Annotated in this window: 1 protein-coding gene; it reads left to right on the top strand. The window is 64.7% G+C overall.

Translation table 11 applies throughout. The features are described from left to right. A partial coding sequence (locus tag AC1DTN_RS37775; protein ID WP_477925251.1) for a transposase occupies positions 1-612 on the top strand: 612 nt, incomplete at its 5' end. Positions 613-723 lie beyond the last annotated feature (111 nt).

The following is a 723-nucleotide window of genomic DNA, read 5'->3' as shown; positions in this document are numbered from 1 at the left end:
TCGGCGATGAGTTGCAGGACGCTGTATTCGTTGTGTGCGGGTAGCACGATGCTGTGCCTGGCCGACCGGGGATTCTTAGGCTTCGAGATGTGGCGCGAGGCGCTCGCCACGCAGGTACAGCTGCTGTGGAGGACCCGCAAGAMCATGCGCTTTTCCTGCGAGCGGCGACTGGCCGATGGCTCCTACCTGAGTCGCATCTATCCGTCCGAGCGCGATCGCCGACACCAGACCAACGCAATTGTCTTGCGCGTGATCGAGTACCGCCTGGAGGGCGTGGCCGGAGCCGAGCCGATCTATCGCCTGGTCACCAGCGTGCGGAACGCACAACAAGCCCTCGCCCAGGAGCCGGCCGCGCTGTACCACGAGCGCTGGGAGATCGAAGCAGCCCTGGACGAACTCAAGACCCACCTGCGCGGGGCCCGGATCGTCTTGCGAAGCAAGACCCCGGACCTGGTGTGCCAGGAGTTCTACGGGCTCCTGATGACCCGCTTCGCGGTGCGCGCGCTGATGCACGAGGCGGGGCTACAGGCGAATGTGGATCCCGACCGGCTGTCCCGCAAACTCCCCGCCTTCAACGCTATTCCCCCCTGTGCAGAGGAAAGCGTTCCATGAGGGCGTGCTTGAGGAGATCTTGCAGGAGCGCGTTGCCAGGCGTAGCGGGCGTCGCAATCCGCGCGGCGTCAAACGAAAGATGAGCAACTGGCCGCTTCGACGACGTCATGC

The organism is Rhizobium sp. 01T444 (assembly GCF_056398305.1).
The sequence above is the reverse complement of the archived record's forward strand: the minus strand, read 5'-3'. Positions and strand labels throughout refer to the sequence as shown.